This window comes from Sanguibacter sp. TS_SC_8, assembly GCF_055361235.1.
Genome location: NZ_CM143955.1, coordinates 3387527 through 3405929 on the forward strand (window position 1 = coordinate 3387527; position 18403 = coordinate 3405929).

The 18403-nt window shown below is 70.3% G+C and carries 18 protein-coding genes; all 18 read right to left on the reverse strand.

Features of this window, described 5'->3' with window-relative positions; translation table 11 throughout:
- Window positions 1-169: 169 nt before the first annotated feature.
- Complete coding sequence (locus tag ACWA15_RS15305; protein WP_464056286.1) at window positions 170-1849, reverse strand: methyl-accepting chemotaxis protein; 1680 nt, start codon at window positions 1847-1849, stop codon at window positions 170-172.
- Between the two features lie 54 nt (window positions 1850-1903).
- Window positions 1904-2323, reverse strand: coding sequence for a chemotaxis protein CheW (locus ACWA15_RS15310; RefSeq protein ID WP_464056287.1), 420 nt, complete (start codon window positions 2321-2323; stop codon window positions 1904-1906).
- The gene (locus tag ACWA15_RS15315; protein WP_464056289.1) at window positions 2323-4725 is read right to left on the reverse strand and encodes a chemotaxis protein CheA; all 2403 of its coding nucleotides are present in this window, start codon (window positions 4723-4725) and stop codon (window positions 2323-2325) included. The genes ACWA15_RS15310 and ACWA15_RS15315 overlap by 1 nt, the downstream gene beginning before the upstream one ends.
- 125 nt (window positions 4726-4850) lie before the next feature.
- Window positions 4851-5099 carry a carbon storage regulator CsrA gene (csrA, locus tag ACWA15_RS15320; RefSeq protein WP_464056291.1) on the reverse strand — a complete coding sequence of 83 codons (249 nt, stop codon included), beginning with the start codon at window positions 5097-5099 and terminating at the stop codon, window positions 4851-4853.
- A 230-nt stretch (window positions 5100-5329) separates the two neighbouring features.
- On the reverse strand, window positions 5330-6622 hold the full coding sequence (locus ACWA15_RS15325) for a hypothetical protein (protein WP_464056293.1): 1293 nt from the start codon (window positions 6620-6622) through the stop codon (window positions 5330-5332).
- Window positions 6600-8657, reverse strand: a complete 2058-nt coding sequence (locus ACWA15_RS15330) for a flagellar biosynthesis protein FlhA (RefSeq protein ID WP_464056295.1) — start codon at window positions 8655-8657, stop codon at window positions 6600-6602. The genes ACWA15_RS15325 and ACWA15_RS15330 overlap by 23 nt, the downstream gene beginning before the upstream one ends.
- 76 nt (window positions 8658-8733) lie before the next feature.
- Entirely contained in the window at window positions 8734-9858 is a 1125-nt protein-coding gene (locus ACWA15_RS15335) for an EscU/YscU/HrcU family type III secretion system export apparatus switch protein (protein ID WP_464056297.1), read from the reverse strand.
- Entirely contained in the window at window positions 9855-10613 is a 759-nt protein-coding gene (locus ACWA15_RS15340) for a flagellar biosynthetic protein FliR (protein ID WP_464056299.1), read from the reverse strand. The genes ACWA15_RS15335 and ACWA15_RS15340 overlap by 4 nt, the downstream gene beginning before the upstream one ends.
- A gap of 6 nt (window positions 10614-10619) precedes the next feature.
- Window positions 10620-10892, reverse strand: coding sequence for a flagellar biosynthesis protein FliQ (gene fliQ, locus ACWA15_RS15345; RefSeq protein WP_464056301.1), 273 nt, complete (start codon window positions 10890-10892; stop codon window positions 10620-10622).
- Between the two features lie 7 nt (window positions 10893-10899).
- Window positions 10900-11880 (reverse strand): flagellar type III secretion system pore protein FliP, encoded by a 981-nt coding sequence (fliP, locus tag ACWA15_RS15350; protein WP_464056303.1) that lies wholly within the window; start codon window positions 11878-11880, stop codon window positions 10900-10902.
- Window positions 11877-12512, reverse strand: coding sequence for a FliO/MopB family protein (locus ACWA15_RS15355; protein WP_464056304.1), 636 nt, complete (start codon window positions 12510-12512; stop codon window positions 11877-11879). The genes fliP and ACWA15_RS15355 overlap by 4 nt, the downstream gene beginning before the upstream one ends.
- Entirely contained in the window at window positions 12512-13246 is a 735-nt protein-coding gene (fliN, locus tag ACWA15_RS15360; RefSeq protein ID WP_464056306.1) for a flagellar motor switch protein FliN, read from the reverse strand. The genes ACWA15_RS15355 and fliN overlap by 1 nt, the downstream gene beginning before the upstream one ends.
- The gene (locus tag ACWA15_RS15365; protein ID WP_464056307.1) at window positions 13246-14178 is read right to left on the reverse strand and encodes a flagellar motor switch protein FliM; all 933 of its coding nucleotides are present in this window, start codon (window positions 14176-14178) and stop codon (window positions 13246-13248) included. Before ACWA15_RS15365 ends, fliN begins: the two co-directional genes overlap by 1 nt.
- 175 nt (window positions 14179-14353) lie before the next feature.
- Window positions 14354-14836, reverse strand: coding sequence for a flagellar basal body-associated FliL family protein (locus ACWA15_RS15370; protein WP_464056308.1), 483 nt, complete (start codon window positions 14834-14836; stop codon window positions 14354-14356).
- A 26-nt stretch (window positions 14837-14862) separates the two neighbouring features.
- Entirely contained in the window at window positions 14863-15762 is a 900-nt protein-coding gene (locus ACWA15_RS15375) for a flagellar motor protein MotB (protein WP_464056310.1), read from the reverse strand.
- Entirely contained in the window at window positions 15759-16529 is a 771-nt protein-coding gene (locus ACWA15_RS15380; protein ID WP_464056312.1) for a motility protein A, read from the reverse strand. Before ACWA15_RS15380 ends, ACWA15_RS15375 begins: the two co-directional genes overlap by 4 nt.
- Window positions 16529-16888 (reverse strand): flagellar FlbD family protein, encoded by a 360-nt coding sequence (locus ACWA15_RS15385; protein WP_464056313.1) that lies wholly within the window; start codon window positions 16886-16888, stop codon window positions 16529-16531. Before ACWA15_RS15385 ends, ACWA15_RS15380 begins: the two co-directional genes overlap by 1 nt.
- Before the next feature lie 308 nt (window positions 16889-17196).
- Window positions 17197-18363: a flagellar hook protein FlgE gene (locus tag ACWA15_RS15390; protein ID WP_464056315.1), complete on the reverse strand. Its 1167-nt coding sequence runs from the start codon at window positions 18361-18363 to the stop codon at window positions 17197-17199.
- Between the last annotated feature and the right edge of the window lie 40 nt (window positions 18364-18403).

The following is an 18403-nucleotide window of genomic DNA, read 5'->3' on the forward strand; positions in this document are numbered from 1 at the left end:
CCGGTCGTCGGTGGTGTGGGGCTGGGACGGTTGGGAGCTCATCGTTGACCTCGGCATATGTGGGGACGTGCGGGGTATGAGGGGTGCGTCGTGCACCATCGGGACTGCACAGGCCCGCCCGGGCGGGTGAGCCGGGCGAGCCTGTGCAGGGAAACCAGGAGCGGTGGGATCAGAAGGTGAAGGTGGCGACCTTGAGCCGCAGCTCGTCAGCGATCCCGGCGAGGTCGCGGACCCGCGACCCCATCTCCGCGATGACGACGTTCGAGGACTCGGTGGCCACGGCCACTCCCGAGATGTTCGCGGCGATCTCCCCGGACCCGGTGGCGGCCTCGGAGACGGACCGGCTCATCTCGTTCGTCGTCGCGGTCTGCTCCTCGACGGCCGAGGCGATGGTCAGCTGGTAGTCGTTGATGTTCGCGATGATCGCGGAGATCTCGGCGATGGCCTCGACCGCGGAGGCCGTGTCGACCTGGATCGCGGCGACCCGGCGGGCGATGTCCTCGGTGGCCTTGGCCGTCTCCTGGGCGAGGTCCTTGACCTCGCTGGCCACGACGGCGAAGCCCTTGCCGGCCTCGCCGGCACGGGCAGCCTCGATGGTCGCGTTGAGAGCGAGCAGGTTCGTCTGCTCGGCGATCGAGGTGATCACCTTGACGACGTTGCCGATCTCCTGGCTCGAGGTGCCGAGCTTGGCCACCGTCACGTTGGTCGACTCCGCGACGGTCGTCGCGGTCTGTGCGACCTTGGCCGCCTCGTTCGCGTTCGTGGCGATCTCGCGGATCGAGGCACCCATCTCCTCCGCACCGGCGGCGACGGTCTGCACGTTGCGCGAGACCTGCTCGGCCGCGGCGGCCACGACGCCGATCTGGGCGCTGGACTCCTCGGCCCCCTGGGTCATCTGCGCCGAGCCGGCCGTCATGTCCTGCGCGGAGTCGTTGACCTTCCCTGCTGCCTCCACCACACCCGAGAGGGTCGTGCGGATGCGCTGCAGCGCCTCGTTGAGGTCTGCCGCCATCACGCCGAGCTCGTCCTTGGAGGTGACGTTCGCCGGGACCGTCAGGTCACCGCGGGCCATGGCCTGCAGCGAGGACTGGACCTCGACGACCGACCGGCGCATCCCGCCTGCGACGACGAGACCGAAGACGAGGGCGAGGATCGCGCCGACGACGCTCACCACGATCGTGGTGATCTGGGACGTGGTTGCCGCGGACGCGGCCTCGTCGGCGAGGGACTTCATGTACGCCGACATCTCGATCGCCGCGGCGTCCAGGTTCGCCACATACTTGTCGACGAGCGGCTGCGACACCGAGTCCAGGACCTCCATGTAGACGGTCGGGTCCTCGTCGAGGGCGGCCGGGACGATGGTCGCGTCGCGAGCGTCGCGCCAGGCACCGTAGTTCGTGTAGAAGTCGGTCGCGTTTGCGCTCTTGTCTCCCAGGGCGCCCTTGAGCATGGCGATCGCGGCGTCGACCTCAGCGTCGTTCTCATCCTGCTTGACCAGCCATTCGCTCGCGGCCTCGGCGGTGGGAGAGGCCGCGATCTGGGCGACGATCATCCGGCCCTTGAGCTGGTTCTGGTGCACGCTGTTCAGCGGCACGGAGATGGCGACCTGCGCACTGGACATGCTCGCAGCGTGGGCTGCGAGGTCCTTGGTGCTCAACGCGGAGACGACCGTGACGACGCCGAGGACGAGGACGAAGGTCGCGATGAGCGCACCGATCCGCCACCGGATCCCGAACCGCACGGTCGGGTGCCCGGGTCCCTCACTCCCGCCGTCCGGGGCGGAGGAGGGAACGGGCCTCGTGCCCGATTGCGCGAGGGCTGGCGGACGGGAGGAGGTGGCGACAGACATGGGGGGTCCTTAGGTGAGTGCGGTACTACGCCGTGCAGCGGGGGGTTGGACGTCTCAGGCCGCGAGGGCGGCGTCGACGTCCAGGGTGAGCAGCAGTCCGGTCTCGAGCTTGAACGCGCCCGTGATGAGTTCACGCAGGTCTGCACCGAGGGTGTCGGGCGGCAGCTCGAACTGGTCTTCGTCGAGGGTGAGGACCTCGCCGACCTCGTCGACAAGGAGGCTGATCGAGTCGTCGGCGACCTCCACGACGACCATCATCGACTCGGCGTCGGCCGCGAGCGGGGGCAGACCCAGCCGCGGGCGCAGGTCGACCGTGAGGACGACCTGCCCGCGGAGGTTGACCAGGCCGGCGATGCCGGCCGGGGCCAGAGGCACCGGGGTGCGGGGGTGGTGCCCGAGCGTCTCGGAGATCCGCATGACCTCGACGCCGTAGAACGCGTCGCCGATCCGGAACGTCACGTACTGGGTCGCCATCAGACACCTGCCATCTCTGAGCTGCGTGGATCAAGACCGGCGATGCCACTGATCCCGGCGATGCCGTCGACGGCGAGCTTGGCGGACAGCTCGTCGGTGGCCTCGGCGTAGAACTGCGGGTCCACCTGGGTGAGCGCGGCCGGGACGTCGAGGAGCTCGGTGACCCGCCCGGACAGGACGATCGAGCCGAGCAGGCCGATGTCGTCGACCGTGCTGCGCTCGGCGCCGTCGTCGTTGACGATCTCGACGATCTCGGAGACGACCATCGCCACGGTGCGCTCGGCGCGGGTGAAGACGACCAGTGGGACCTCCTCACCGGGTTCGTCGTCGTAGGAACCCAACGACCGTCCCAGCCGGGAGATCGGGACGATCGCGTCCCGGTACTGGATGACCTCGTGGCCTCCCACGAGCTCGATCCGCTCGGCCGCGACGAGCTCGAGGCGGGTGACCAGGGCGAGCGGGATCGCCACCCGGCGCCCGGAGCCGATACCCACCACGAGGAGCTCGGTGACCTCCTTCGAGGAGACCGCCCGACCAGCCGCCGCACGCATGTCGGTGTCGATGATCTCACCGGTCAGGGTGCGACGGGCGATCGTCTGGACGTCGAGGATCAACGCCACCTGACCGTCGCCCATGAGTGTCGCACCCGCGAAGACGCCGATGGACTTGAGCTGGGCGGCGAGCGGCTTGACGACGATCTCCTCGTTGTTGAGGACCCTGTCCACCACGAGGCCGAACCGCTGGCTGTCAGCCTGGAGCACCGCGATCACCGCGGAGTCCGCCTCACCGCGCGGCTGGCCGAGCACGTCGCTGAGGCGGACCAGTGGCAGCAGCGAACCGCGCAGCCGGTAGACCTCGGCGGATCCGATGTGCTCGATGGCCTCCTGCGTCTTCTGGGTGTCCAGCGCGACCAGCTCTTGCAGGTTCACCTGCGGGATCGCGTAGATCTCGGTCCCGCTGCGGACCGTCAGCGCAGGCATGATCGCCAGGGTCAACGGGATCCGCAGGCGCCAGGTGGTGCCCTTGCCGACCTCGCTGTCGACCTCGACCGCGCCCCCGATGGACTCGATGTTGGACCGGACGACGTCCATCCCGACACCGCGGCCGGAGACGTTCGTGACCGTGGCGGCCGTGGAGAAGCCCGGGAGGAACACGAGGTTGAGGAGGTCCGAGGTCGCCATCGCCTCCAGCTGCTCGACCGTCCTGAGCCCTCGCTCGAGAGCCTTCGCGGCGACTCGCTCCGGGTTGATGCCCGCGCCGTCGTCGCGCACCTCGACCATGACCTGACCACCGGCGTGGTAGGCCCGCAGGGTGAGCACGCCGGTGGCGGGCTTGCCCGCCGCGACGCGGTCTGTCGTGGACTCGATACCGTGGTCGATCGCGTTGCGCACGAGGTGCGTCAGCGGGTCCTTGACGGACTCGAGCAGGGAGCGGTCGAGCTCGGTGTCTCCACCGACCATGTCCAGGCGGACCTCGCGGCCGCAGGCCGAGGCCAGGTCGCGCACGATCCGTGGCATCTTCGACCAGATGTGGTCGATCGGCTGCATGCGGGTCTTCATGACCCCCTCCTGCAGCTCGGAGGCGATGAGGCTGAGTCGCTGGGAGGAGCGGGTCAGCTCCGCGTCGGAGTCGGACCCGGCGAGCTGGGCGATCTGGTTGCGGACCAGCACGAGCTCACCGACCTGACGCATGAGCGCGTCGAGCAGGTCGACGTCAACCCGGATCGAGGAGTCGGACGTGCCGCGGGAGGTCGGTGTCTCGGGCGGGTCGGCCTGGGCCTGGGCCGGGGCCTTGAGCAGAACCGCGGGCGCGGCGACCGCCGCGGGGGCGGTGACCAATGCGGGCGCGGTGACCACTGCGGGGGCGGCAGTCGCTGCGGGTGCGCTGGGCTCTGCAGAGGCGATGGGCGACGGCGCGTCGGAGACTGCGGCCTCGGCAGCAGGCACCTCGGTAGCGGGCACCTCCGGGACCGGGCTCTCCGCGACGTCGACCGCGATCTCCTCGGCCGCGACGTCGGTACCGTCGAGCGCAGCCTGGATCACCGCGATCACCGCGTCGACCTCGATGCCGGCTTCGGCGCCGGTCGCCTCGATCCGCCCGAGCAAGTCACGGATCGTGTCGACCATGGACAGCAGCACGTCGGTCGTGTGCCCGTCCATCTGTCGACGGCCGTCACGCAGCTCGACGAGCAGGCTCTCCCCCACGTGCGCGACCCGTTCGAGGGCGGCGAAAGCGAGGAACCCGCTGGTGCCCTTGATGGTGTGAATCGTGCGGAACACGCTCGAGAGAAGGTCCCGGGAACCGGGCGAACCTTCCAACGCGACGAGGTCCTGGTCCAGCTGGTCCAAGTTCTCGTAGCTCTCGATCAGGAATTCCCGAACGATGTCGTCAATGTCATCCACTGACGCACTCCCTCCACCTAGCGACGGATGGAACTACCCGTCACCGATGCAGATCGGTCAGGAGAGTGCGTGTATGAGGAATGCTGCGCCGCGGAATACCGCGGTGCGGATGAAGTCTGCGGGCGTCAGGGCGCCGTCGGGGGCGGGGGCCCGGTGACCAGGCGGAGGAGGTCGTCCTCGGCTGCCGCGTCGCCCGTCGTCGCGGCGACGTTCGACTCCTTCACGGCTGCAACCACCTCGGCGCGGTTGACCCGGGTGGAGCGCGGGGCGTCGATGCCGATCCGCACACCGTCGCCGCGGGAATCCAGGATCGTCACGACGATGTCGTCACCGATGAGGATCTGTTCCCCCACGCGTCGAGTCAGCACCAACATGCCCCGAGACTACCCCAGCACATCCCCACAGCCCGGCCCGGCCCCTCGCCACCTCCCGCCGCTGAACTCGCGAACCCACCGCCGCCCCCCTCCGCCGAACTCGTGAATCCGCCGACGAACTCGTGAGCGAGCGGCCCCTGCGGCCCCAGAAGGCCCGTGGCTCACGAGCTCGGCGGGCGGCTCACGAGCTCGGCGGGCGGCTCACGAGGCCGGCGGGGCGCCGGCCGTGGTCAGTCCCACTGCGGGTCGGCGAGGTGCTCGCTGAGCAGCGCCGCCCACACCACCGCGGTGGCCGGCAGCGCGTCGATCATGGCGACGGGGACGTCGAAGTCGAGGATCGCGGCCGGAGCGCTCGTGCTGGCGACGTTGCTCGCGGTGATCGCGTCGTAGCGGCGGTTCACGCTCGTGGCGGCCATCCAGCGTCGGACGTCGAGCACGTTGCGGTCCGCCTCGACGACCGCCCACACCTGGTCCGGGTCGAAGGACGCCACGAGGGCGGAGGCGATCGCCCAGTCGGACGCGTCCGCGCCGACCCCGAGCGCGACGACGAGCGGGGTCTCCGACTCGACCGTGGCGGCGCGCAGCCGGCGCGCGGAGACGCCCGTGAGCACCCACGGCCCGTATCCGGTCTGCGGGGTGAGCCGACCCGCGAGCGCCACCCCGGAGTCGGGGACCCCCATCCGGCGGGCGACCACCGACGCCGCCGCGACGACCGCCTCACCCTGACCTGCCACGACGATGACCGCGGCCGGGTCGCGGACGAGCTCGGGTGCGCGCGGGACGTAGGAGAGCACCTGGGACAGGGTGTACCGCTCCTGGGTCTGCGGCAGCTTCGCGAGGATCCGCCGAGGCAGGCCCAGGTCCGCCAGCTCACGCAAGGTGGCCCCGGTCCGGCGCACGACGACGAACTCGGCCGAGGTGACCGTCGGGGGGATGACCTCACCCTGCAAGGCCTCCCCCGCCCAGCGACCGGGTGCCCGTCCCCCGCGCGCGGTGCGTCCGTAGACCCTCGGCCCCGGCGCGACCGGCGGCCAGGCCGCCTCGGCCGCCGCGTCGGCCGCTGTGGCCGTGGTCTCCGAGGCGAGCTGGCGGACGGCGTCGAGGACGGAGACGAAGGTGTGCTGCTCGGTCGAGAGGTCCCCGGGCTCCGCGGCCCGGCCCAGCTCTGCGCCGTGCCGGTCCGCGGCGTCGGCTGCGGCCAGGAGCGCCTCGATCCCGACCGCGGTGGTGACCGGCTCGTCCTCCCCGGCCCTACCCGACCGTCCGGCCGCCCCGCCGTGAGCCCCGCCGTAGGCCCCGCCGGCAACCCCGCCGACCGGACGGGCCGGCACGCGCTGGACCGGAGCTGCGTCGTCGGGCACGTCGACGGTGAGCTCGAACCGCTCCTTGGCGAAGAACCCGCCGACCCCGCCCGAGCGCACCCGTTCGGCCTTGACGACCCGCGCGCGCGGGCCCAGCTCGGCCCGGACCCTGACCATCAGGGCCTCCAGGTCGGTCCCCTCAAGCAGCAATCGCTTCGACATCGCGGACCACCCCCACCGCTTCGATCTTCACACCGGATCCGGTGACCTCGGAGTAGGACATGACCGGCGCCTCGCCGTGGTGCATGGCGATGAGCGCACGCAACGCGGGGCGCAGCGCCGGTGCGCAGACCAGCACCCCCGTGCTGCCTTGGTTCTCGACCATGATGCGCAGCTTCGTGAAGGACTGCAGCATGCCTTCGAGGCGGTTCGGGTCGAGCAGGATCTGGGTGCCGTGCTCCCCCGGGCGCAGTCCCTCCAGGAGCGCCTGCTCGAGCACCGGGTCGAGCGTCATGACCTGCAGCACGCCGTCGCGGGAGTGCTGGGCGGTCAGCGCCGGGGCGAGGGTGGCGCGGGCGGCCTCGACCAGCCCCTCGGGGTCGGTGCTGACCTTCGCCCGCAGGGTGAGCGCCTCGTAGATGCGACCGAGGTCGCGGATCGGCACCTGCTCGGCCAGCAGGCGCTGCAGCACCCGCTGCACCTCACCGAGGGTGAGCAGGTTGGGGACGAGCTCGTCGACGACGGCCGGGTTGACCTGCTTGACGCCCTCGGTGAGCACCCGCACGTCCTCCCGGCTCAGCAGCCGGTCGGCGTTCTCGGTGATGACGCTGCTCAGGTGGGTGATGAGGACGGAGACGCGGTCGACGACGGTCGCCCCGGTCATCTCCGCGGCGAACCGCATCTCGGCCGGGACCCACTTCCCCGCGAGCCCGAACACGGGCTCGTGCACCTCGGTGCCGGGCAGCGACCCGAGGTCGTCGCCGAGGGCGAGCACCCGCCCGGGGGGGACCTCCCCGCGGGCCGCCTCGACCCCGGAGATCCGCAGCACGTAGGTCGCCGACGGCAGCTCGACGGAGTCGCGGGTGCGCACGGGCGGCACGACGATGCCGAGGTCGAGGGCGATCTTGCGCCGCAGCCCGCGGATCCGGGCGAGCAGGTCGTCGTCGGACCCGGCGCTGACGAGGTCGACGAGGTCTGGGGCGAGGAGGATCTCCAGGGCGGAGACGCGCATCTCCTCGATGAGCTTCTCGGGGGTGTCCGCTGCCGGACCGACCGTGGCGATCGCGGCGTCGAGCAGGACCTCCTGGGCGGCCTTCGCCTCGTTCGCCTTGATCCGCTGCGCTGCGAGCAGCAGGCCCGCGCCGACCAGCACGAAGGGCAGCTTGGGCATGCCGGGCAGCAGAGCGAGGGCGACCGCGGCGCTGCCGGCGATGAGCAGGGAGGTGCGGGACTGGGAGAGCTGCTTGCTCGCCGAGCTGCCCAGGTCGGACTCGGCGGTCGCCCGGGTGACGATGAGGCCGGTCGAGACCGAGACCAGCAGCGCCGGGATCTGGGTGACGAGGCCGTCGCCGATGGTCAGCAGGGAGTACGTCTCGATGGCTTCCCCGATCTCCATCCCGCGCTGCATCAGGCCGATCGCGATGCCGCCGACGAGGTTGATGATCGTGATGATGATGCCCGCGATGGCGTCGCCCTTGACGAACTTGGACCCACCGTCCATCGCGCCGTAGAAGTCGGCCTCGGCTGCGACGTCGGCGCGGCGCTTGCGGGCCTGCTCCTCGGTGATCAGGCCCGAGTTGAGGTCGGCGTCGATGGCCATCTGCTTGCCCGGCATCGCGTCGAGGGTGAAGCGGGCACCGACCTCGGCGACCCGCCCGGCGCCGTTGGTGATGACGACGAACTGGATGACCACGAGGATGAGGAAGATGACCAGCCCGATGATGAGCGAGCCCCCGACGACGAAGTGACCGAAGGCGCCGATCACCTCTCCGGCGTAGCCGTCGCGCAGCACGAGCCGGGTCGAGGCCACGTTGAGGCCCAGCCGGAACAGCGTCGCGATGAGGATGAGCGAGGGGAACACCGAGAAGTCCAGCGGGCGCTGGACGTACATCGTGGTGAGCAGGATGACGAGCGAGCCGACGATGTTGACCACGATGAGCAGGTCGAGCATCCAGGCGGGCAGCGGGATCACCAGGAGCATCACGATGCCGACGACGCCGACCGGCACCGCCATCTTGCCAAGGTCACGAGCCTTCATGGTCGGGCCTCCTTCGGGGACGGGCGCTGGACGAGCGGGCGGGGCGGGCGGGGCTGGTGGGGCTGGTGGGCGGAGGTCATGCTGCGGCCTTCGACGGTGCGGGAGGGACGGTCGTGGGGGTGGTCATCGTGCGGATTCCCCCGGTCCCGCCGCCACGGCGCTTGAGCGCCATGACGAAGGCGAGGACCTGGGCGACGGCGGTGTACAGCTCTGCGGGGATCTCCTGGCCGAGCTCGCAGGCCCCGTGCAGGGCCCGGGCCAGCGGGATGTCCTCGATCATCGGGACGCGCGCCTCGGCGGCCTTCTCCCGGATCCGGGTGGCCACGTGCCCGGCGCCCTTGGCCACCACGCGCGGGGCGCCGGTGCCCGGCTCGTACGTGATCGCGACCGCGACGTGGGTGGGGTTGACGAGCACGACGTCGGCGTTGGCCACCGCGGAGATCATCCGGTTGCGGCTCATGGACAGCTGCTTGGACCGGATCGCCCCCTTGAGCTGGGGGTCCCCCTCGGACGCCTTGTTCTCCTGCTTGATCTCATAGCGAGACATCCGGGTCTTCTTGAGGTTGCGGCGCTGGATGACGATGATGTCGGCCACGGCCAGGGCGAGTCCCGCCGCGATCGCGCTCCACAGCAGGGTGCTGATCCCGCCTCCGGCCGCGGTGAGCAGCGACGAGATCGACAGGCCACCGGCAGTGAGCAGCACGGGCATGAGCTCCTGGATCGCGAGGTAGAGGACCCCGCCCACGACTGCGGTCTTGGCCAGCGCCTTGGCTCCCTGCCACCACGACTGGGCGCCGAAGGTGTTCTTGATGCCCTTGGGGATGTTGAACTGGCTGAACCGCGGCTTGAGCTTCTTGGTGGAGACGTGGAACCCGCCCTGGGCGCCGTTGGCGATGATCGCGGCCAGCACCACGACGATGAGCAGCGGGGTGAGCGAGCGCAGAATGGTGTCCAGGCCGGCGCCGAGGAGGTCGACCAGGATGAGCGGGTCGGGGTTGGCGATGACGTCCCGCACCTGCGTCAGCTGCTCGACGGCGGCCGCGCCAGCACCGGAGAGGACCGACGGCAGCATGACGGCCGCGGCCCCGATCCCCAGCCAGGAGCTGAGGTCCTGGGACTTCTGCAGCGACCCCTCCTTGCGGACCTCCTTCATCCGCTTCGGTGTGGCCTTCTCGCTCTTCTCCCCGGAGTCGCCGCTCATGAGGTCACCCCCACGATGGTCGACAGGGACGTCCCGGTGAGGGACGCGATGATCCGCGGCAGCGCGAGGAAGGTCAGCGCGGACAGGGACAGCGTGAGCAAGATCTTCAGCGGGAAGCCGAGCGCGAACGCGTTGAGCGCGGGGGCGACCCGGGTGAGCAGGCCGAGCCCGACGTCGGCCAGGAAGAGCACGACGACGAGCGGGCCGGAGATCTGCAGGGCGGCCAGGAACATCCCGGTGAGCCCTTCGGTGACGGCCGCGCCCATCCGGGCCAGGTCGAGGGTGGCGCCCAGCGGCACCGCGTCGAAGGTGCGCACCAGACCGAGGATCACCATCTGGTAGCCCTCCGAGGCGAAGAGCAGCACGATCGCGGTGAGCTGGTAGAGGCGGGCGAACTGGGCACCGTTGACCTGCGTCATCGGGTCGAACCCCTGGGACAGGGAGAAGCCGCCCATGAGGTCGATGAGCGAACCCGCGGACTGCACGGCGGAGAAGACGAGGGCGACGAGGAAGCCGAGCGCCGCGCCGATCAGGACCTGCTGGACGAGCGCGCCCATGTAGGCGGCGGTGTCCGCCGCGGACGGGCCGCTCACCCGCGGGGTGACCGCGAGCGCCAGCCCGAGCGCGAACATGACTCGGACCGTGGCGGGGATGCCCTTGTGCGCGAACGGTGGGGCGATCACGAGGAAGGCGATCATCCGCACGCTCACGAGCATGAGCGACTCCACCGTGGCGAGCGACAGGCTCAGCGTCATCGCGGGTCAGCCGCCCAGCAGGCCGGGGATGCGCCCGAAGAGCTCGTGGGTGAAGGCCACCATCTCCGCGATCATCCAGTGACCGGTGATCAGCAGCGCGAACGAGACGGCGATGGCCTTGGGGACGAAGCTCAAGGTCACCTCCTGCACCTGGGTGATCGACTGGAGCAGGGACACGGCGAAGCCCACGACGAGGGCCGTGATGAGGATGGGGGCGCACAGCTTGGCCGCGATGATCAGGCCTTGCACGCCGAGGTCGAGAACGGCTGAGGTGTCCACGGGGGGCCTATCCGTAGCTTCCGACGAGGGCGGTGACGATCAGGCCCCACCCGTCGATGAGGACGAAGAGCAGGAGCTTGAACGGCAGCGAGATCATCACCGGCGGCAGCATCATCATGCCCATGGACATGAGCGAGGCGGACACCACGAGGTCGATGATGAGGAAGGGGATGAAGATGACGAAGCCGATGATGAACGCGGCCCGGAGCTCGGACAGCATGAAGGCCGGGATGAGCGTGAGCATCGGCACGGAAGCGGCGTCGGTCGGGTTGGCCTGGTCGGCGGCCCGGGTGATGAGGGCGATGTCCTCCTCCCGGGTCTGCCCGAGCATGAACTCCCGCAGCGGCGCGGAGCCGGCGTCCAGGGCGGCGGCGAAGTCGAGACCGCCGCTGAGGTAGGGCTGGACACCGAGGTCGTTCACGCTGGTCAGCACGGGAGCCATGATGAACAGGGAGAGGAACAGCGCGAGCCCGGCGAGCACCTGGTTGGGCGGCACACCGGTGAGCCCGAGGGCGTTGCGGGTCAGGGCCAGCACCACGAAGATCTTCGTGAAGCTTGTCATCATGAGGAGCAGCGAGGGCACCACGGACAGCACGGTGATGCCCAGCAGCACGACGACCGAGCTGGACGGCTTCGCGTTGTCGCCGTTGACGTTGATCGAGACGATGCCGGGGGCCTCCTCGACCGGGGCGACGGGGTCGATCGGGTCGAGCGGGTCGAGCGGGTCCCCGGGCGCGGCCGGCAGCGCTGGCAGCGCTGGCAGCACCGTGCCCGACGCCGCAGCCACGGTGATGCTGTCGGCCCCGGCCGCGTACGCGTCCCCTCCGGAGGTGGCCACGCCACCCAGCACCGTCACGAGAGCGACGACCGCAAGCAGCATGCCGCGGGCCCACCACCCCGCTCCCCCTCGCTGAGTGCGGGCAGATGGCTGGCCGATGTCCGGTGTGGGCAGCCGTTCGGCCGCACTCAGCGGGGGGTTCCGGGTCATGGGGTGGGTCCCGGGCGCAGCGCGGCGCGGGCCTGGCGCCAGGTGGCCGGGGAGAGGACGGAGCCGGCGACGCGGCCCGTCCGGGGGGCGGCGGTCTGGGGATCGGCGGTCTGGGGAGCGGCGGTCCGGGGGTCAACGGTCTGGGGAGCGGCGGCCCTGGGGTTGGCGGTCTTGGGGGCGGCGGTCGCCGCGGCCAGCGCCTCGTCGAAGGTGGGGAGGTCGACCGGCGGGGTAGTCACCGCCGGGGTGGTGACCGCCGCGACGGCGACCTCCTCGATCACGACCTCCTCGATCGGGGTGTCCATCGTCGTCAACAAGGTGACCCCGGCCTCGCTGACACCGAGCACGAGGCGCTGACCACCGACGTCGACCACGGCGACGCTCGCCTTGGGGCCGATCGCCTGGCGGCCGACGACGGACACGACCGGCGCGCGCGCGGCGCGGCGGCCTCCCCGGGCCGGGGCGCGGCCGACGACGCCGCCGGCCTTGCGTACCCAGCCGGCGAGCATGCCGTCCCCGCGGGCGTCGCGTCCGCTCGTCGAGTCGTTCAAGCGGCGGCCCGCATACCAGATGAGGCCGAGGACGACTGTCAACGAGAGGATCGTGCGCACGGCGAGGACGGCGGTGTCCATCAGGCAGAGGCCTCCGCCTGGTCGACGATCTCGGTGATCCGGATCCCGTAGTCCTCGTCGATGACCACAACTTCGCCGCGGGCGATGAGTCGGCCGTTGACCATGAGGTCAGCGGGGCTGCCCGCGACCCGGTCGAGCTCGATGATGGCGCCGGGGAGGAGCTCGAGCACCTGTCGGACCGGCAGCTTGGCCCGGCCGATCTCGGCGGTCAGCGTCATCTCGACGTCGTAGAGCAGGCGCAGGTTGTCCCCGACCATGCCTCCGCGGGGGGCGGCGGCTGTCACCGCAGCGACGTTGTGATCGGCGCGCAGGCGCAGCCCGAACCAGCCACGGACCTGTCCGGCGGCCTCGAGGGAGAAGACGTGCACGTCGTCGGCTCCGAAGGCGGTGCCGGCGTCGCGGATCTGCGCCTCCCCGAGCACCCCCTCACCGAGGGTGGCACCGGCGGCCTCGAGGGCCGGGCGCAGCGCGTCGGCGACCGAGATGAGCGCGCCGGCGCCGGCGCCGGAGAGCGCCTCCTCGATCGCGGACTTGGCGACGACGACGAGGTCGGCGCTCCGTGCGCCGACGAGGGACGCGGTGACGGACACCTCGTCGGGTGAGGGCCCGTAGCCCGAGCGCTGGGCGACCGCGGTGAGCGGGACGTCGGAGGGCACGAGGAGGGCGAGCGCGTCGGCGGCGCCCTGGGTGAGCTGGGCGATCTCGGGGGTGAGCCCCGCGTCGGTGGTGTTCATCAGTCTGTCTCCTCAGCGTCCACGATCTTGCAGGCCAGTTGTCGTCCGTTGTTCCCTGCCACGCCGCGGGCCAGGACGAGGTCGCCCACCACCACGTCGAGCGGGCGGGACACGGGGTGGTTCAGGTGGATGACCTCACCGATGGCGAGGTGGACGACGTCGCGCGGGTGGATGGTCAGCGGACGCATGCGCACCCCGACGTCGACGGGCACGGTGTGCATGGTCTGATGCAGGCGGCGGCTCGCGGTCGCGCGGTCGGCCTCTTCTTCCTTGCTGCGCAGCACCACGCCCTCCCCCGCGCGCAGCGACGCCAGCAGCACGTCGGCGGGGATCATGAGCGTGGCCGAGGTGGCCCGCTCGGCGATCACCAGGGTGAAGGTCGCCACGATGACCGCGTCGGAGGCCGGGACGGCCTGCACGAACTGCGGGTTGTACTGGATCGAGCGAACCCGCACGTCGAGCGGCACGACGGCGGCGAAGGCATAGCGCAGATCGGCGAGCGCTCCAGCGAGCATCTCGGAGATGAGCGTCGACTCGATCTCGGTGAGCTCGCGCGGGGGTTCCTCGCGGACCAGCCCCGGCCCGCCGAGCACGTAGTCCACCCACAGCAGCGACGTGTCGCTGGGGAACTGGAGCACCGCCGTCGAGCGGGTCTGCTCGACCGAGCACAGCACCATGGTGGTGTGCGTGGGAAGCCGGCGGACGTACTCGTCGTAGGAGACCATCTCGACGCCGTCGAGGGAGACCCCGACCATGACGCGCAGGCGGGAGGTCAGCTGGGTGCCCCACTGGCGGGCGAAGGTCTCGAAGGACATCTCGAACGCTCGACCGTGCTCACGGGCAAGAGTCATCGGGCGCCGGAAGTCGTAGGCCTCCGGCTGAGCTGGGCGTTGTCGGCGCGTCGCGGTGCGCGCCTTGTCCTGAACCGTCACGAAGGCCAACATCGGCACGCGCGGTGCGGGTATGAGGAAAAGCGGCTCGCGTGCTCTCCACCCCTGGACGTCGCAGCACCCCGTCCCCCGAAGGGGAGTCAGCGTGCGTCGTCAGGTCGTGCGGCGCCCTCCATGGCGCCCCGGATCACCGGCGTCCGTGCCGGTCACTGGTCACTCACTGAGTGACGTAGTCGGTCAGGTAGACCCCCATCACCTCGCCCTCGTACAGCTCGGCAAGCACATGGGCAAGCTCGGTCTTGAGCGCCTCGCGCGTGACCGGGTCGGAGATCTCCTCGACCGTGCGGCCGGAGAAGAGGGCGATGGCTGCATCGCGGGCCTTCGCCGAGTCTGCCTCGAGCGCCTCGGCGGTCATCTGCAGCCCCAGCCCCAGGCGCAGGTAGTGACCCTCCGCGAGGTTGATGCTCATCGCCTCGACGGTGAGCACCTCCCCCGGCTCAGGTGGCGGTTCGACGCTCGCTTCGCCCTTCGGGGCGAGCACGAGGAAGTAGGCCGCCGCGGCGACCAGCACCACCAGAAGCGCGACGACAAGGATCAGGATCTTCTTCTTCTTGCCGGACTTCGGTGCGTCGTCAGCTGCCGGCGTCTCGGCCGGGGCAGCGCTCGGGCGTCCGCCGATCGGCGTGCGCGGTGCGTTCATCACTCGCTGTTCGATGGGCATCGTGCTTACTCCCCCTCGCTGTTGGGAATCAACGGGAGGAGTTCCCGGATTCGTTCGGGTTTGTCGCTCAGCACGACCAGGTCGACCCGCCGGTTGCCCGCCAGGCCTTCCGCCGTCTCGTTGGGCAGCAGCGGGCGGGCGTCTCCGTAGCCGACCGCGGCGGCTCGGGCGCCGGGCAGCCCGCCGACCTCCACGAGCCGGCGCAGCACCTGCGTCGCCCGGTCCGAGGACAGCTCCCAGTTGGTCGTGTACGACGTCGTGGGCACGGAGTTGGCGTGCCCCTCGATGGAGATCTCGTTGGGGAGAGGCACCAGGAAGGGGGACACCGTGTCCACGACGAGCTGGGACGTCGCGGTCAGCGCGGGGCTCTCGGCGGCGAAGAACACCTCGTCGGTGACCATACCGATGATCAGCCCGCGCTCGTTGATCCGGAACTGCAGCGCCCCGCCGAGGCCTTCGGTGGCCAGCGCGACGTCGATGCGCGCGGCGAGGTCTTCCAGGCTCTCGTACTCGGCGCGGGCAGCGGCCAGGTCGGCCGCCGCGATGTCCTCGCCGGTCGCGGTCCCGGAGGCGGTCCCGTCCCCGGCCACCCCGGCCTGGTCGGCCACGTCCTTGCTCAGCACGGGGATGATGGAGTCGATCGTGGGGACGGTGACCTGGGAGCTCGTGTCAGGCATGACCCCGGCCCCGTCGGTGAGGATCGAGACCTGTGGGGCGCCGAACCCGGCGGCCAGGGAGGTGCGGAGCTCGTTGAACTTGTCGACGTCGACCGCGCTCATCGCGTAGAGCACGATGAACAGCGCGACGAGCACGGTCATCATGTCCGCGTAGCTCACCAGCCAGCGTTCCTTGTCGTCGTGCTCCTCCTCGACGGCGCGCTTCTTGCCGCGCGGCGCGCTGCTCACGCTGCTTCCTTCGCCCGCAGCTCGTTCGCAGGCACGAGGCTGCGCAGCCGCTCTCCCACGAGCCGCGGGTTCGCACCGGCCTGCACGGAGAGCAGTCCCTCGACGACCAGTTCCATCTGGGCGCACTCGAGCTCGGAGAGCCGCTTGAGCCGGTTCGCGATCGGGAACCACATGATGTTCGCGGAGGCGATGCCCCACAGGGTCGCGACGAAGGCCGCCGCGATCATGTGTCCCAGCTCCGAAGGGTCGGCGAGGTTCTCGAGCACGTGCACGAGGGAGACGACGGTTCCCACGATCCCGATGGTGGGCGCATACCCGCCCATGTCGTTGAAGAACTTGTAGGACGTCTTGTCGGACTGCCGCTTGGAGTGGATGCGGTCTTCCAGGATGACCCGCAGGTCTTCCGGGTCGGTCCCGTCGATCGCAGACCGCAGGCCCGACTTGAGGAACTCGTCGTCGATCTCGCGGGCGGCGTCCTCGAGCGCGAGGAGACCCTCACGGCGGGCCCGCTCGGCGAGGCCGACGATCGTGTCGATCGACTCGTCGGCCGACGTCGGCTTGCGGGTGAAGGCCCCGGGCAGGGCCTTGAGCCCACCGATCGCGTCGCGCAGCGTCCCGCCGGCGAGGGTGGCGCCGAAGGTCGCCACGAACACGAGGATCATCGGCGCCGGGAGCAGCACCGACATGGGCGTGGCGCCCTCGATGTAGATGGCCGCGATGATCGCCCCGAAGGCGATCAGCAGCCCGACCAGAGATGCCGGATCCACTATGCGTCCTCCTCGGAAATGCGCTTCACCAAGGCCAGCTCGGGTTGTTGCGACGCAGGCGAGGTGCCGGATCGGTGATCCTGGTCGTCTCGCGGACGGTCGTCACGGGGAAGGTCGGGGGCGCTGCGCAGGCTCGCCCGGCCCTCGCGTGCGGACTCGAGGTCCCCGCGTTGGATCTCCTGGGCCCGGGCGATCATGTGCGAGCGGTGCTCGTTGACCAGCTCGATGATCTCGTGCATGGACTCTTGGACGATGTACTTGGTGCCGTCGACGAGCGTGAGGATCGTGTCGGGTGCGCTGTCGATGCGCTGCACGAGGTCCGGGTTGACCGCGAAGGGCGGCCCGTTCAGACGCGTCACGACTATCACTTGTACATCCATCCGTGGAAAGTGCTCCGGTCCATCCATGAACCGTCTCGGGTCTCTCTTCGGCCGCTGAGCGGCACATATGAGGACTTCCCCACCCCTCACCGAACTCGAGACCGGTTCGCCGAGGTCACCGGGCGCACGAGCCCTTAGCCGAGCTCGCGAACCCGCCGCCGAACTCGTGAACCGTTCGCCGAACTCGTGAGCCACGGGACGTCCTGGGCTCAGGAGGGGCGTGGCTCACGAGCTCGGCGGGGCGCTCACGAGTTCGGCGAGGGGCTAGCGGCTAGCGGGCTAGCGGGCTAGCGCTTGAGGTTGACGAGTTCCTGGAGGAGCTCGTCGGAGGTGGTGATGACGCGCGAGTTCGCCTGGAAACCGCGCTGGGCGATGATGAGGTTCGTGAACTCCGAGGACAGGTCCACGTTCGACATCTCGAGCGCCCCGCCGACGAGCGCCCCGCGGCCGCCGGCGCCGGCGGTGCCGACCTGCGGGTCGCCGGAGTTGACCGAGGTCGTGTAGAGCGAGCCACCGACCTTCTCCAGGCCGACCGGGTTGGCGAAGGTGCTCAGTGCGATGCGTCCGACGGCGGACTTCATGCCGTTGGAGAACGCGCCGATGATCGTGCCGTCCGGGTTGATGGTGAAGGACTGCAGCGACCCCGCGGACTGGCCGTCCTTGGAAGCGGCCTCGACCGTGGAGAGCTTGGCGAAGCCGGTCACCGTGGACAAGTCGACGGTGACCCCGGCGACGGCGACCGAGGTGGTTCCGGTCATGACACCGTTCGCGTCGAAGGTGACGGGCTGGGTGGCACCGCCACCGGACGGCGTCACGTTCCATCCCGTCGCGTCCTTGTCGAAGGTCAGCGTGATGACCGAGGAGGCGCCCAACGCGTCGAAGACCTCGACGTCGCGGTTGAGCACGGTGCCGACCGCCGCGTCCGAGGGCAGGTTCCCGTCGAAGCTCACGGTGGTGGTGGCCTGGGCGCCGTTGAGCGCGTTGACCGGGAGGCGCAGGTCGCTCAGCGGGCCGTTGGGGTCCACGACGCCGTTGACCGCGGCCCAGCCCTGTACGAGCGCTCCCTCGCCGGTGACGAGGTTGCCGTTGGCGTCGAAGTCGAAGGCGCCGGAGCGGGTGAAGAAGTCCTCACCGTTCTTGCTCACGACGAAGAACCCGTCGCCGGAGATCATCATGTCGGTGCTGCGGTTGGTCACCTGCGCGGCGCCCTGCTGGAAGTTCGTGGTGATGCCGGCGACCTGGACCCCGAGCCCCACCTGGGCCGGGTTGGTGCCACCGACCCCACCCTGGGCGCCACCGGCATTGGTGAGCACCTGGGACAGGGTGTCCTTGAACTGGATCTGGGAGGCCTTGAAGCCGGTCGTGTTGACGTTGGCGATGTTGTTGCCGGTGACGTCGAGCATGGTCTGGTGGGCACGCAGACCGGAGATGCCGGAGAAGAGTGAGCGAAGCATGAGGAGTGTCCCTTCGGAAGGTGCGGCTGTGGGCGGTGCT

Bases quoted from the DNA above. Each gene is read 5' to 3' on its own strand.
- ACWA15_RS15305 (WP_464056286.1), bottom strand. From the start codon at position 1,849: ATGTCTGTCGCCACCTCCTCCCGTCCGCCAGCCCTCGCGCAATCGGGC.
- ACWA15_RS15310 (WP_464056287.1), bottom strand. From the start codon at position 2,323: ATGGCGACCCAGTACGTGACGTTCCGGATCGGCGACGCGTTCTACGGC.
- csrA (WP_464056291.1), bottom strand. From the start codon at position 5,099: ATGTTGGTGCTGACTCGACGCGTGGGGGAACAGATCCTCATCGGTGAC.
- ACWA15_RS15325 (WP_464056293.1), bottom strand. From the start codon at position 6,622: ATGTCGAAGCGATTGCTGCTTGAGGGGACCGACCTGGAGGCCCTGATG.
- ACWA15_RS15330 (WP_464056295.1), bottom strand. From the start codon at position 8,657: ATGAAGGCTCGTGACCTTGGCAAGATGGCGGTGCCGGTCGGCGTCGTC.
- ACWA15_RS15335 (WP_464056297.1), bottom strand. From the start codon at position 9,858: ATGAGCGGCGACTCCGGGGAGAAGAGCGAGAAGGCCACACCGAAGCGG.
- ACWA15_RS15340 (WP_464056299.1), bottom strand. From the start codon at position 10,613: ATGACGCTGAGCCTGTCGCTCGCCACGGTGGAGTCGCTCATGCTCGTG.
- fliP (WP_464056303.1), bottom strand. From the start codon at position 11,880: ATGACCCGGAACCCCCCGCTGAGTGCGGCCGAACGGCTGCCCACACCG.
- ACWA15_RS15355 (WP_464056304.1), bottom strand. From the start codon at position 12,512: ATGGACACCGCCGTCCTCGCCGTGCGCACGATCCTCTCGTTGACAGTC.
- fliN (WP_464056306.1), bottom strand. From the start codon at position 13,246: ATGAACACCACCGACGCGGGGCTCACCCCCGAGATCGCCCAGCTCACC.
- ACWA15_RS15370 (WP_464056308.1), bottom strand. From the start codon at position 14,836: ATGAACGCACCGCGCACGCCGATCGGCGGACGCCCGAGCGCTGCCCCG.
- ACWA15_RS15390 (WP_464056315.1), bottom strand. From the start codon at position 18,363: ATGCTTCGCTCACTCTTCTCCGGCATCTCCGGTCTGCGTGCCCACCAG.